Genomic DNA, 14466 nt, shown 5'->3' with positions numbered 1-14466 from the left:
CCCTTACGGGAGGTAGAGGCCAGCACCGCAAGGGTGCTGCGATGCTGGCTGTACCTCGCTGACTTTTATCGGCCGACGGCCGCTCTCCAGGAGTTCAGAATGTCATCACGTTCCTGTCCTGATTTGGCAAAGTTTACCGGGAACAGGATATCCGACAGGTTTTCCGGAAGACCGGACATGTCTGCCAGAGTGGTTCTGGGTACACCGGGAATGGTGATGATGGACTTATACTCAGAGTAGGCTTCAGCCGCTGCGCTGGACAGGGTCCAGTCGAGGAAGCGTTTGGCATCCTCTGCATTGGCGGTGCCTTTGATCAGTCCGGACCCTTCCAGTTCATAGCCAGCCCAGTCAGCGGGGATGACCATCTCAATAGGGTAGCCCTGTTCGATACCTTTCATCGCAACAAAAGAGAGGGACGCACCAATAGCATACTCACCGGCCTGTGCCATACGACAGGGTCTGGAGCCAGAAGTGGTGTATTGCGCCATATTCTTATCCATCTCCTTGATCAGTTCCCAGCCTTTTTCATCTCCAAGACCCTGCAGTATCGCTGCTATCTGGAGATAACCGGTACCAGACGATGATGGGTCAGGCATCACGATCTCATCCTTGTAGACGGGATTGGTCAGATCCTGCCATGAGGTTGGCATGGGAAGTCCTTTGGAAGACAAGCGTGGAATATTGACGCAGAAGGCGCCCATATAACCGGTTGCTGCAAACCAGGTGTCGTCATCAGCTTTGTATTGATCGGGAAGGGCCTCTGCACCTTTGGTAGCATAGGGCTCCAGCAGCGAGTTGATACGAGGATTAAGGATGTTGGTGACCGCGAAGCCCCAGAGGACATCGGCCTGTGGGTTGTCTGCTTCGGCGATCAGTCGAGCGCCGAGGTCGCCAGTGGAGAGGCGTAGAACATTAACGTTGATGTCAGGTAAATCATTTTTCGCAGCGGCCAGATAGGCGCTGATTTCATCTTCCTCAAGTGAGGAATAGACCGTTATATCACCTGCGTATGCAGAAAGTCCGAGTGTCATGCCGAGCAGTGTTGAGACAGTTGTCAGCGACGCAGTGTTGTGTTTTAGCCGTTTCATGAGTGACGTCTCCAGCTTTGGTTGTTGTTTTCGGATTAGTCGGGGCTTTATCGGAGCTATGTATCAGAGCTATGTATCAGAGCTTATTTTTATGTGGCAATATGTGTATTTATGCAAAAATATGGTTTATTGTCCAACTTTATTACACATTTTTTTCAACGGCCGGCAGGAGTAAGAGCGATGACAACTGACAGCTCTGCGGACAAAATGGTGGATCATGAAGCGTTGCGGAGTTTTGCCGTGATGCTGGCAGAGCATGCCGGGCAGCAGGCGCTGCAATGGTTTCGCAAGCCACTGACCATAGATCTGAAAGGTGATGAAAGCCCGGTAACTATTGCTGACAGAGAGGTGGAGGCTGGATTACGTAAGGCATTGGCCGCACGTTATCCCGAACATGGAGTTCTGGGTGAAGAACATGGTGATGAGCGGCTCAATGCCGATTACGTCTGGGTGGTTGATCCGATTGATGGTACACGCAGTTTTATCACCGGCTGGCCGATCTGGGGTACGCTGCTGGCTGTGTTGCATAAAGGGCTACCCAGTCTCGGTATTATAGAGATGCCCGCGCTCAGAGAGCGCTGGGTTGGTGAGGTGAAAGGGCCGACACGATTCACCAGCCAGCAAGGTGATGTAGAAATCTGCCATGCCAGTGCCTGTCAGTCGCTGGCTGGCGCTCGCTTTTATACCACCTCGATGCTCTACTTTTCCGATGAGGATCGTAAGCGTGTCGAGCAGATTGCTGCTGAAGTGGGTATCATGCGCTTTGGCGGCGACTGCTATGGTTATGGCTTGCTGGCCTCCGGACATATCGATCTGGTGATCGAGTCTCTGCTGCAACCTTTTGACTATCTGGCCCTGATTCCGATCATAGAGGGCGCAGGAGGGGTGATTACAGACTGGCAGGGCAACGCACTGACGATGTATTCCGACGGAAGAGTTATTGCGGCTGCCACACCTGAACTGCATCGTCAGGTGCTGCTGCGGCTTGCATGAAATGAATACGCGAGCCGGGTTCAGTGAGATGCTGGCAACTTTTTACTTTTTACATTTTATAGGCTGGAGAGCGTGCAGTGTGGTTTGAAGAGCGGCGTCAGCGCATAAGAACGCAACTGGCTACCTTTGGTCGGGTGACGGTTGATCGCATTACCAGTGAGATGAATGTCTCACGTGAGACCGCACGCCGTGATCTGATGGAGATGGAGGCGGAAGGCGAGTTGCGCCGTGTGCGGGGGGGCGCGGTAGCAATTGAAGATAATCTGGAAGAGCCACCTTTCTCGGTGCGTGCCTCAGTGCGAGTCAAAGAGAAGCGGATGATTGCCAAGGCTGCAGCTCAGTTGATCAGTAGTGGCCAGATTCTGTTTCTGGATGCAGGTAGTACCACTGCGATTCTGGCAGAGGAGCTATCCAGTCTGAGCGGCTTGACCGTGATCACTAACTCGGTTGAGGTTGCGCAGAAGATCAGTGAGCGCAGCAGTGTTCAGGAGAGAGGAAATCGTGCGCTGCTGGTAGGCGGTGAAATGAGTGAGGATCCTCCCGCGACCTTTGGAGAGGTGACCGTAAATGATCTTCATCGCTATCAGGTAGATATTGCACTGCTGTCACCTTTTGGGCTGGATGTACGAAAGGGCGCCACCAGCTTCAACCCTCATGAGGCGGAAGTTGCCAGGGCCATGATTCAGAATGCCGCCAAGTTGATTCTGCTGGCCGATCATTCCAAGATCGGTACTATCAGTCGTATCAGTTATTGTGTCTGTGATCAGATAGATCACCTTGTTGTGGATGCCAGAGCGGTTAATGCGAAAGGTTGGGCTTCGCTGGCATCTGCAGTCAATCAGATCACCCTGGCCAGCCGTATTTGACTAGTGGTTTCATAAACCGTGATCTTCCTTTATGCGCGCGTCAAGCGTAGTGAATAATGTGATGCCAGTGTCAAAATCGTAGTCTTTGACAGCGTTTATTATCTTGTTCAGAAGTGAGTGATACTGACTGAGGCCGGGCTGTGTTGCCAGCCGTTCGAGTAGTTCCAGCGCATGTGTATCGTTTTCTGCCATTAAGGCAGGTAGTTGTTTTAACAAAGGCTCCACATGTGGCCAATCAATATTTTGCAACTCATCTGGAGTGTCCGGATTAGCCGGTTCAGATGTCGTTTCAAGTGGTTTCTCGTTGTCGACCAGCAGCAAGGGCGAGTGCATTGTGGGCTGATCTGCCTGTAAAAAACGGGCGGTAAAAATAAAGGTGCTGCCATTGCCGGGCTGGCTTTCCACGCTTATGTGTCCACCAAGCAGGTCAACCAACTCCTGGCAGATACTGAGGCCAAGACCGGTACCGCTGTAGCGTCGATCTGCAGAGCTGTCCAGTTGGCTGAAAGGTTGAAACAGTCTCCCGATCTGATCGCTGCTCATCCCAATACCTGAATCCTGCATCGAGAACTGAAGCAGCAGTGTGTTCTCATGCTTCTGCAGCAGGGCGACCCGGAGGAGGATGGAGCCTTTTGTGGTGAACTTCACGGCATTATTGCTCAAATTCAGGAGTACCTGGCTGAGTCTCTTTGCGTCGCCTTTCAGATGGGTGGGTAGATCAGGTTGGGTGTCGATTCGAAATCCAAGCCCTTTCTCATCTGCGAGCGGTGAAATCAAGCTGCGAAGATTGTCCAATATATCTTCCAGGCAGAAGTCACGCTCCACAAGCTTCAGGCGGCCGGAGTCGAGCCGGGAAAAATCCAGAATATCATCAATGATGGAAAGCAGTGCGTGGGCTGCGCGGTTAACCTTGCGTATATAGCTCTTCTGCGTAGGTGGCAGGTCTGCCTGAAGTGCCAGATGAGACATGCCGATAATGGCGTTCATAGGAGTGCGGATCTCATGACTGATATTGGCGACAAAGTCCGATTTGATACGGCTGGCTTCCTCAGCCTGCTCCTTTGCAAGGAGCAATTGGTGCGTGCGCTCCTCGACTTTCTGTTGCAGGTTTTCACTTTGTATTTGAAGCTCGCGGGTAATCGTACGATTGATTCTGAGCAGACTTCTTGAATTGAGCATCTCGGAAATTAACAGTGCAATCATGAGGGCCGCAGATAGCAGTACACCACCGAAAAGGTAAAGGATCTGACGAGTGAAACTGTTGATTCTACTCTGGCGCGAGGTGGAGTCCTGTGTGGCCTGGCGGGTTGCTTGAATGCCCAGTTGCCGCAGTCCTGAGGCAAGGTTCACATATTGCTCAGCGATATGTGTTGCTCCTTCAAGATCGCCTGGCTGCAGCCTGTTTAACTCAAGCTCGGTTGTTTGCAGTAACTCCAGGCTCCTGGTGCGTAGGGGGGCGAAATCTTCAAAGGCACTGAGGTTGTTGATATAACGCTCGGCGGTGAAGAGCTCAAAGCGGCTCCAGAGAATCTCAAACCTCAGTATCAGATCATCTTTCAATGCATCTGGGTTTGCTGCGTGCTGATAAAGTGCAGTGACAAATCGAGCGGTCTCGAGTTCAGCCTGAGAAATCAGCCAGAAATTGACAGTACGGAACTCGTCCTGCGCCACTCTGTTTTCGCGCAGCAGATCGCGGCCGCTCAGCAGAATCATGACGGCCATCAGTATGCTCGCAAAGATAAGTGCAACATATCGAGCGCGTTTGTAGTAGCGTTTAATTTGCATGTATACGCTTATTGCTCAGGCGGCTGAATAGCTTCAGTGTAGCCTTGTCCGTCATAACTTGCCCATAAAAAAAGGAGCACCGAAGTGCTCCTTTCTTGTCGCAGCTGAAAGTGTTCAGCCGGGCAGGGATCAGTTGTTGCGGCTGTTAGCCATCTGCTGCTTGATCAGATCACCGATAGTGGTCGGACCTGCAGTTTCAACTTCCTGGTTACGAACGGCGCTGATGGCAGCTTTCTCTTCTGCAACATCTTTAGCACGGATCGACAGGCTGATCACGCGGTTACGACGATCAATGTTGATGATCTTGGCTTCAACCTTGTCACCCTCTTTCAGAGCGGTGGTGGCATCTTCCAGACGATCAGCAGAGATCTCGGCAACTTTCAGATTCGCTTCAACACCTTCAGCCAGTTCAATGATGGCAGCTTTAGGTTCAACGCTCTTCACAGTACCGTTGACGATAGTGCCTTTCTCGTTGGCAGCCAGGAATTCAGCGAAAGGATCGCTTTCCAGCTGTTTGATGCCGAGAGAGATACGCTCTTTTTCTGCGTCGATAGACAGGATGACCGCTTCAACCTGGTCGCCTTTCTTGTACTGACGCAGTGCTGTTTCAGGATCGATTTCCCAGGAGATATCGGACATGTGAACCAGGCCGTCAAGATCGTTATCCAGACCAACGAAGATACCGAAATCGGTGATGGTCTTGATAGTACCGCTGACTTTGTCATTGGTAGCGAACTGCTCAGAGAAGCCAACCCAAGGGTTCTGGCTGCACTGTTTGATACCCAGGGAGATGCGACGACGCTCTTCATCAACATCCAGGATCATCACTTCTACCTCATCACCGATCTGAACGATCTTGGATGGGTGGATGTTTTTGTTAGTCCAGGACATTTCAGAAACGTGTACCAGGCCTTCAACGCCGTCTTCGATAGATGCGAAGCAGCCGTAATCAGTCAGGTTGGTAACACGAGCGTTGACCTTGCTGCCAGCAGGGTAACGGTTTTTGATCTCTTCCCATGGATCTTCGGACAGCTGCTTCAGGCCCAGAGAGATGCGGCCGGATTCTTTGTCGAACTTGATGATCTTGACAGAGATTTCGTCGCCAGGGTTCAGCATTTCACTTGGGTGGGAGATACGCTTCCACGCCATGTCAGTGATATGCAGCAGGCCATCAACACCACCCAGATCGATGAATGCACCGTAGTTGGTCAGGTTCTTGACGAAACCTTTAACAACCTGGCCTTCTTCCAGGGTTGCGAGCAGTTCATCGCGCTGAACGCTGTTCGCTTCCTGCATCACGGCACGGCGTGATACAACGATGTTGTTGCGCTTGGGATCCAGCTTGATCAGTTTGAATTCAAGCTCTTTACCTTCCAGGTGATCAACATCACGGACCGGACGAACATCTACCAGTGAACCTGGCAGGAAGCCCTGAATGTTGTTGATGTTGACGGTAAAGCCGCCTTTGACCTTGCCAGAAATGAAGCCTTTGACAGTCTCTTCGGCTTCAAACTTGCTCTGCAGAATTTCCCATGCTTCCGCACGCTTGGCTTTCTCGCGTGACAGCTTGGTTTCGCCGAAGCCATCTTCAACCGCTTCCAGTGCTACTTTAACACTGTCACCGATTTTGATTTCAAGCTCATTGGCGTCGTTCAGGAACTGTGCACGTGGAATAACTGCCTCTGACTTGAGGCCAGCGTTGACGGTAACCCAGTCGCTGTCGATATCGACAACTTCACCGGTTACCAGTGTGCCTGGGGTCATATCCAGAGATAGCAGGGATTCTTCAAACAGATCAGCAAAGCTTTCGCTCATGTAGTTAAGTCCTATAATTTACCGCCGAAGCGGTTTTTCAGCCTGCAGTGCCAGCCATGCAGGGTCGGTTATCGCAGGTTGCAGCCATGGTCATCGCGCTGGCGTTGTAGGATGACGGAGCTACAAAAAAGATGACAAATTATACAGAAAATACGCAAGGGATGACAGTGTTTAATCAGAAAAAGCGATGGCTGCTCAGAGCGATGCTTGCAACTGCTGTCTGACGGTCAACTGGCAAGGAGTCAGCACCGTATCCAGATCGCCTCTCAGGGCATCAGATAGTACTGCTTCTTCGGGGTGATGGAAGTACGAGAGAATTTCTCGCTCTTCCTGAATGGAGTTGGCTGCGAGTTGTATTGCATTCCCGACACAAAAAACGAATCCGGTCAGGTACTCGTGCACGATATGTTCGCGTTGCGGTCTGTCCAGTATCAGCCGGTTTGCTTCAACGAAGCGCTTATACTCCATACGTCCTGCAGCTGCCATGACCTGCTTTCTCAGGCTGCCGAACCGTTCGGCTTCTGCGCGATTGTTAAGGAACTCATTCAGAAAATTTTCGACTCTATCAAGCTCTTCACCGAAGGTTTCGGGAATGAAGTGGCTGTAGAACTCGCGATCCGCCTCTAGAGATCGGATGCGCTCTTCCAATGTTTCGATATGGCGGTGGAGTGATTGTTTCTCGGCCAGAAGGTTCTCTCGTTCCTGAACCAGGGTTCGGATAACGCGCTCACCGGGTGACAGCTTTTCTTCACCAAACGTGGGGGGGAGCTGCGTTTGCCCCATGACTCCGACAGTCACCTCATTGGGGTTCTCGTTGGCGAAGTGAATGCCGAACTGCTCAAGTCGTTCTCTGTTCACGCCCTGTTGTCCAGCCAGTAACTGTGCTACAAAAAAGCCAGCGGCACCTATCCCCAGCACCAGCAGGGGCAGGCCAATAATCAGAATAAGTTTTTTGGCACTTATCTGCATATCAGTTACCGTTGGCTGCCTTGTTCTCTGTAGCGACAGTCTGATGTGCAATCAGATCAATGTAGTCCACTAATACCTGTGCACTCTCGCTGAGAATTGACTCGAACTCAGGGTTGATGGTGCGCCCCTGACTATCTTTAGGTAACAGTTCTTCAAGTTCTGTAAGAGACTCTACTGCCTGTTCCCCTTTGCCCAGCCGGCGTCTGTTTTCTGTGTCAAGCTGCCACTGTTCAGCCTCTTCACGCTGACTTTTCAGTGCTGGCATATTCAGCGGAATATGTGTCTGATCCTTCATCTCTTTCATGCGTGCCACCTGCTCATTCATGAACAGAAAATCAGGGTCTTCTCTTGTGCGTGTTTCATGACGATTCATAAGCTCGTCAATCATCAGACTGAGGCTTGGAAAGCGCCCGTAGCGAACCGGATGGACCTGATCCCAGGGCAGGGCGCCTTCCAGTGCACTCTCACCTATCTCTTTTTCATCATAGAGGGTAGGGAAGGTGATGCTTGGCTCTATGCCTTTATGCTGAGTGCTGTCACCGGATATGCGGTAGAACTTTGCGTGGGTCAGTTTCAATTGACCATGTTCCAGTGGCAGCAGCGTTTGAACGGTTCCTTTACCGAATGTACGACTACCCAGAACCAGTCCACGATCATAATCCTGAATGGCCCCTGCAAAAATCTCGGAGGCGGACGCACTCAGACGATTGACAATAACAGCCAAGGGGCCGCTCCAGGCAATTTTGGGGTCGAAATCGCCCAGAATATCGACGCGACCACTTGCGTCTCTGATCTGCACAGTCGGGCCTCGGGAAATGAATAATCCAGTCAACTCGTTGGCTTCACGCAGTGAACCGCCACCGTTGTTGCGCAGATCCACAATCATTCCGTCAACCCCTTCCTCTTTGAGCTCCGTGATCAGTTTTTCGACATCACGGGTTGTGCTCTTATAGTTTGGATCGCCTGATTGCATCGCTGCAAAATCGATATAGAAGGCTGGAATCTCTATCACGCCAATGCGATAGGGCTGGTTGTCTCGGGTGAGTTCAAGAATTCGTTTCTGTGCTGATTGCTCTTCAAGCTTCACCTGCTCACGCACGATGGTAACCAGCCGGCGTTGGGAGCGGTCCACAGCATCAGCTGGGATGACTTCAAGACGCACTTTTGTGCCACGAGGACCGCGGATCAGTTTCACGACATCATCCAGTCGCTGGCCCACGACATCCTCAATCGGGCCCTCTTCATCCTGGCCCACACCTACTATGGTATCCGCTGCACGCAACTGACCTGTTTTGTCAGCAGGCCCCGCAGGCACCAGACGCACTATCTTCACATATTCATCTTCGCTTTGCAGGACTGCACCAATACCTTCCAGAGACAGACTCATATTGATCTGGAAGTTTTCCTGGCTGCGTGGTGACAGATACTGGCTGTGAGGATCAAAAACATGAGCGACTGCGTTAATGTAGCGCTCGAAAACATCTTCATTATTGATCTGCTCAACGCGATTTCGCTGATTTTTGTAACGCTTGATCAGCACTTCTCGGGACTCTTCAATGCTGCGATCCGCGAGTTTCAGGCTGAGTAGGGCGCTCTTGAGTCTTTTATTCCAGAGATCGTTCATCTGCTCTTCAGAGCTGATCCACGGGGCTTCGCTGCGATCTGATTCGAATACAGCCTCTTCGGTGAAATCAAAGATGTGGGTTTCATCGTTCAGTAGTGCGAGCATATAGTCCAGACGCTCAAGGTTACGCGTCTTGAAGAGGTTGTAGATGGTAAATCCTGTCGTGGAGTCGCCGCTATACAGTTCTTGTATCAGATTGGGGCGAAACGATTCGAACTCATTGATATCGTCTGCATAGAAGTAGCTGCGAGTCGGGTCCAGATCTTGTATATAGCGATCCAGAGCGTCTGAAGCCAGTGCTTCATCAAGCTGCATGCCTGTGTAGTGGCTCTGTTGCAGCGCTGCAAGAACGTTCAGGAGCGCCTGTTCATGAACGGGTTCCGGGGAGAGCTTTGCCAGAGCAGTGGTCTGTGTCAACAGCAGGCACGTGAAGACCAGGCTCAGAAATACCGATTTCATATTGTGTATTGCCATGTGAGATATATTCCTGATTCTTCCATCAAGGGCTATGACATGCAGTTATATACGCAAGTTCCGTTGCATCAGAGCTGCCAGTGTAGTTATCGGCCGCTGGGTTGTAAAATTTACCTTGGGTATCATTCATTAAAGCTATAAGCTGATAAATAAATCAAAGTACCACACAGCATTTACAGGAGGAGACTCTCCCTGTGCACAAAGATCAATTCAATCAGGCGCTGATCAGCTTCCTGAATGCATCACCGACTCCCTTTCATGCTGTTGCCACAATGAGTGAGTTGCTGCGTAACGCCGGATTTGAAGAACTGGCTGAAGATACGTTGTGGAATACCTGCCCCGGTGGCGCTTATTTCACGCTGAAAAACGGTTCATCGATTCTTGCCTGGCGTGAGCCGACAGCCGCGTTCGGGGTTGAAGCGGGCTGGCGTATGGTGGGCGCACATACAGACTCTCCCTGTCTCAAGGTCAAGCCACAGCCTGAAATCCATCGCAAAGGCTACCTGCAACTGGGTGTCGAAGTATACGGGGGAGTATTGCTCAACCCCTGGTTTGATCGTGATTTGTCTATGGCCGGGCGCGTCAGTTATCGGGCGTTGGATGGCACGCTGAAAAGTGGTCTGGTGGATTTCACTGATGCGGTGGCCTATATCCCGAGTCTGGCGATTCATCTCGATAGAGAGGCCAATAATACACGCTCGATCAATGCGCAGACCTATCTGCCCCCGATTCTGGGGCAAGCCGACAGTAAGCAGGATTTTCGTAACCTGCTTAAGGGACGCTTGTTGCATGAGGGTTATGATGATGTTGCCGATGTGTTGGATTTCGAGATCAGTCTGTATGACTGTCAGGGCGCCTCAATGATCGGTTTGAATCGGGAGTTTCTGGCTTCTGCCAGACTGGATAATCTGCTGAGCTGCTTTATTGGATTACAGGCGCTGATCGACTCTCCGGCAGGACCCGGGCAGGTGTTGATCTGCAATGATCATGAAGAGGTCGGCAGTGTCAGCGCCTGTGGTGCGCAGGGTCCGATGTTGACGCAGTGGCTGCAGCGTGTGACGCCACAGCAGGCAAATGCCTATCAGGTTCAGGCACGTTCGTTGATGATCTCTGCCGATAACGCGCATGGTATTCATCCCAACTTCGCGGATCGCCATGACGATAATCATGGTCCACTGCTCAATGGTGGTCCCGTCATCAAGATCAACGCTAACCAGCGTTATGCCAGTAACAGCGAAACCAGCGCACGCTTTCGTGATATGGCGCAGCAGGAGCAGATTCCGGTGCAGAGCTTTGTCGTGCGCACGGATATGGGCTGTGGCAGTACCATCGGGCCACTGACTGCCGCCGAAACAGGTATCAGAACCGTGGATATCGGTATCCCGCAGTTTGCGATGCACTCGATCCGTGAACTGGTGGGAGCTGATGATCCACATCGCTTATACCGGGTGCTGAAGCGCTTTAATGAGACTGAGCAGGTCTGACGAACCCCGGCATCCTGAGGACAAACCGTGAATCCCAGAATCATAGATTGGTCCCTGATCGCTTATCTGTCGCTGGGGTGGGGCTCCTCTTTTCTGCTGGTTACCCTGACCCTGGGTTCTATCCCGCCACTGACGCTGGTCACCATTCGGGTGATCATAGGCGCCATCGTGTTGCTGGGTATCATGCGTATTCAGGGGCTTTCCTTCCCTGAAGACAAACGCTGGTGGGGCTATTTCACGCTGTTGGCACTGATCGGGAATCTGATGCCCTTTACACTGATCTCCTGGGGGCAGACCCAGGTCTCCAGCAGTCTGGCCGGTATTCTGATGGCATTGATGCCGATCACGACCATGTTGCTGGCGCATTTTCTGGTGTCAGGCGAGCGCATGACACTGCATCGTGTGGTCGGATTTGTGCTGGGTTTTCTGGGGGTAGTGGTGCTGGTGGGCGGTGAGGCGCTGTCTGGGTTGGGTGGGACGACGATCATCGCCCAGATGGCGATACTGCTGGCGACCAGCTGCTATGCGATCAACAGCATCTACGCCAAGCGTTTGCCGCGTATCAACGTTGTGGTCGCTGGTGCCGGTACCCTGCTGATGGGAAGCATTATGGTGTTGCCGATTGCGCTGTTGCTGGATCGTCCCTGGGAGTTGGACGTCACACTTCAGGCGGCTCTGGCGGTTACGGCGCTGGGTGTGTTCTCGACGGGGCTTGCCACCTGGGTGTTCTTCCTGATCATTGCCCGACGCGGTCCCGGTTTTCTGGCCATTATCAACTACATCATTCCTGTGATAGCCTTTGCGGCCGGCGTTCTGTTGCTGAACGAACCGGCTGGCCTGAACAAGATTATTGCCTTGATCATGATCCTTTCGGGCATTGCGATTGCTCAGGGCATCCGGCGCACACCTGTCAGAACCCAATAGACAGTATCCAGAAATAGACAGTACCCAGAAATAGACAGTTCAAAGAATAAGAACGAGATCATCATGCTGACCCTGATAAAACATGCACGACTGTTTACGCCCGATGACCAGGGCATATGTCACCTTCTGCTGGCCGGTAATCGGATCTGGAAAATCCTGCGTGAGCAAGATGATCTGTCTGACTGGTCATCGGTACCGGTGATAGATGCATCCGGACGCTGGTTAACTCCAGGATTTGTTGATGGATTGGTGCACTTCTGCGGTGGCGGAGGCGAAGGTGGTTTTCAGAATCGTACGCTGGAGCTGGACCCACAGGAGGCTGTGTGCTCCGGTGTTACCTCCATGATCGGAGCGCTGGGGACTGACTCCATCACACGCAGCCTGGCGAACCTGTTGGGCAAAGCCCGAGAGCTGGCGAGCTACGGTCTGAACACCTGGTTTTACTCCGGCTCCTATCACTATCCGGCAACGACGCTGACCGGTTCGGTACAGACTGACCTTCTGTATATTCCCGAGATCATCGGGGTGGGTGAAGTGGCGCTGGCGGATAATCGTGGCTCCTATATCACACCGCGGCAACTGATTACTCTGGCAGCCGAAACCCGGTTAGGGGCATTGCTGGCGGGCAAAAAGGGCGTTGTGTTCTGCCATATCGGTGCCGGCAGCGATCAGTTGGATGTGATCAGGCAGGCGGTGGCGGAATCAGATTTCCATCTGAATTACTTTGTTCCGACCCATATGAATCGTAATCTTGACCTACTGCAGACGGGTTTCGCGTTTGTCCGTGATGGTGGCTATATCGACTTCACCTCCAGCTCGACTCCCGAACTGATTGCGGAAGGAGATATTCCGGCTGAACAGGCGCTGGCATTAGCGCTGGAAGCGGGTATCGCGGCTGATCGACTCACTTTCAGTTCGGATGCCAATGCCAGCCTGCCGTTGTTCAACGAACAGGGGGAGTGTATTGGAGTCACACCAGGCCGTCTGATCAGTCAGTTCAACTCTATGGTGGCTGCGATACGTGATTATCAGGTTGCACCTGAGCTGGCGTTGGGATGCATCACCCGAAACCCAGCCACAGCGTTGGGGCTAACCGGAAAGGGGGTTGTTGTTGAAGGGGGTGATGCTGATCTGGTGTTGGTTGATCCCGTTAACTGGCAGATCGATCAGGTCTGGTCGGCTGGGCAATCAATCTATCAGCGTACTTGAGGCTCTGACATATTATCGATGGGCCAGTCGGCGAGCTTGCCCATCGCATTGCGTGGCAGGTCGTCACCAAATGAAAAATGCGCGGGAATGTGACCTGCTGGCAACTGTGTGCTCAGCCAGTGCCTGAGTTGATGCTCCAGACTGGCTGGGTCAAAAATGGATAGCTCAGAGATAGAGCCCCCAGTATCTGGCCAATGCTTATCAGGCACGATAAACACCTTGAGGCGCTGCCCATGCAGCCGAACAGCCGCTTGCGCCACCGCTTCGTGAGTGCAGATCAGAGCGGCGATCTTATCTGGATAGACATTAACGCCCGCTAACTGAACCGCTTTATCCTTTCTGCCTGCAACCATAAAGTGCTCACGGTCCGACCACTCCAGCCGGTCAGGTAACTCCGCACTGAGAAAAGTCGACTGCGCCTTGTCACCGTTAATTGTCCAGTGAGGCATTAATGTCAAAGACGTATCAGGTGAATGCCGATAGCCAAGCCCTGCGGTTTCTGACGAACCATAGATCTCGAGAAGCGTCGCCCCCTGGCTGATCAATTGCCTGAGGGTCTCATTGTTGCTGGGGCCAGCGGCAGTGACTACCTTGCAGCCAGGTGGTAGTCGCATACCGGTACTGACCCAGCGCTGCCAGAACTCGGGCACGGCCACCAGAATATCACCTGGCTGCAGGCTGCGCTCAATTGATGTCAGCAGTCTGGCTCGCGCATCGATCACCTCGGTATCTGGTCCGAGCCGCTCTGGCAACAATACCGTGAAGATAAAACCATAGATGTGATGGGCGGGCACCAGGCTCCAGATCCGGGCAGGCTGGCCAAGGGCTGATTGACTCTGCAGGAGCTCCTTGAGAAAGTCTGCCTCGTTTATCAGATGCTGGATGGGTTGCTTATGCTGCGCTGGCTCCCCCGTGCTGCCCGAGCTGAAAAAGCTGACATGGTCATGATATTGCTCAAGGCTGTCGCTGGCGATCTCCACCCATCCATTCAGTGACGGCTGAGCCAGCAGCAGATCCTCAAGCCCAGTCTCGGTGATGTACAGAGCCTGAGCAAAAAACGTGGCAGACTCGACCAGCTCAAGAGAGTCCAGATTCAGCGGTGAATCACTCCACTTCTGTGCCAGGGCGGCAGAGGAGGGGGAGGGAAGTCTGGCGCCAGGTTTTTGTATGGCCAGTCGGTGCAACACCAGATCCAGCGCGAAGCGGCGCAGTTGTCTTTTATCCCTCCACCACAT

The 14466-nt window shown here is 52.5% G+C and carries 11 protein-coding genes; 5 read left to right on the top strand and 6 right to left on the bottom strand.

The window, feature by feature from the left end; all coding sequences use genetic code 11:
* Window positions 1-65: 65 nt before the first annotated feature.
* Window positions 66-1088, bottom strand: a complete 1023-nt coding sequence (locus ACK3CJ_RS14975; protein ID WP_409523018.1) for an ABC transporter substrate-binding protein — start codon at window positions 1086-1088, stop codon at window positions 66-68.
* Between the two features lie 180 nt (window positions 1089-1268).
* Here ACK3CJ_RS14975 and hisN point away from each other — a divergent pair, with 180 nt between their 5' ends.
* The gene (gene hisN / locus ACK3CJ_RS14970) at window positions 1269-2081 is read left to right on the top strand and encodes a histidinol-phosphatase (protein ID WP_409523017.1); all 813 of its coding nucleotides are present in this window, start codon (window positions 1269-1271) and stop codon (window positions 2079-2081) included.
* A 77-nt stretch (window positions 2082-2158) separates the two neighbouring features.
* Entirely contained in the window at window positions 2159-2947 is a 789-nt protein-coding gene (locus ACK3CJ_RS14965) for a DeoR/GlpR family DNA-binding transcription regulator (protein WP_409523016.1), read from the top strand.
* 9 nt (window positions 2948-2956) lie between these two features.
* Here the strand turns inward: ACK3CJ_RS14965 and ACK3CJ_RS14960 are convergent, their stop codons facing one another.
* From ACK3CJ_RS14960 to ACK3CJ_RS14945, 4 genes are all read right to left on the bottom strand, one after another.
* Window positions 2957-4732 (bottom strand): ATP-binding protein, encoded by a 1776-nt coding sequence (locus ACK3CJ_RS14960; RefSeq protein WP_409523015.1) that lies wholly within the window; start codon window positions 4730-4732, stop codon window positions 2957-2959.
* A 129-nt stretch (window positions 4733-4861) separates the two neighbouring features.
* A complete protein-coding gene (gene rpsA / locus ACK3CJ_RS14955) occupies window positions 4862-6547 on the bottom strand; it encodes a 30S ribosomal protein S1 (protein ID WP_409523014.1) in 1686 nt (561 codons plus the stop codon).
* A 195-nt stretch (window positions 6548-6742) separates the two neighbouring features.
* The gene (locus ACK3CJ_RS14950) at window positions 6743-7516 is read right to left on the bottom strand and encodes a hypothetical protein (protein ID WP_409523013.1); all 774 of its coding nucleotides are present in this window, start codon (window positions 7514-7516) and stop codon (window positions 6743-6745) included.
* Window position 7517: 1 nt separating this feature from the next.
* Window positions 7518-9614 carry a carboxy terminal-processing peptidase gene (locus ACK3CJ_RS14945; protein ID WP_409523012.1) on the bottom strand — a complete coding sequence of 699 codons (2097 nt, stop codon included), beginning with the start codon at window positions 9612-9614 and terminating at the stop codon, window positions 7518-7520.
* Between the two features lie 194 nt (window positions 9615-9808).
* Here ACK3CJ_RS14945 and ACK3CJ_RS14940 point away from each other — a divergent pair, with 194 nt between their 5' ends.
* The 3 genes from ACK3CJ_RS14940 to iadA all read left to right on the top strand — a co-directional run bounded on the left by ACK3CJ_RS14940 (window position 9809) and on the right by iadA (window position 13231).
* Window positions 9809-11098, top strand: coding sequence for a M18 family aminopeptidase (locus ACK3CJ_RS14940; protein ID WP_409523011.1), 1290 nt, complete (start codon window positions 9809-9811; stop codon window positions 11096-11098).
* A 27-nt stretch (window positions 11099-11125) separates the two neighbouring features.
* The gene (locus ACK3CJ_RS14935; protein ID WP_409523010.1) at window positions 11126-12022 is read left to right on the top strand and encodes a DMT family transporter; all 897 of its coding nucleotides are present in this window, start codon (window positions 11126-11128) and stop codon (window positions 12020-12022) included.
* 63 nt (window positions 12023-12085) lie between these two features.
* Window positions 12086-13231, top strand: coding sequence for a beta-aspartyl-peptidase (gene iadA / locus ACK3CJ_RS14930; protein ID WP_409523009.1), 1146 nt, complete (start codon window positions 12086-12088; stop codon window positions 13229-13231).
* Here iadA and ACK3CJ_RS14925 read toward each other — a convergent pair.
* Window positions 13219-14466, bottom strand: a complete 1248-nt coding sequence (locus ACK3CJ_RS14925) for an AMP-binding protein (protein WP_409523008.1) — start codon at window positions 14464-14466, stop codon at window positions 13219-13221. The two genes, iadA and ACK3CJ_RS14925, sit on opposite strands and share 13 nt — an antisense overlap.

Origin of the sequence: Nitrincola salilacus (assembly GCF_046271865.1) — a bacterium.
In the GTDB taxonomy this organism is placed as follows: domain Bacteria; phylum Pseudomonadota; class Gammaproteobacteria; order Pseudomonadales; family Balneatricaceae; genus Nitrincola; species Nitrincola salilacus.
Note: the sequence above shows the minus strand (reverse complement) of the source record. Positions and strands in the feature narration are given on the sequence as shown.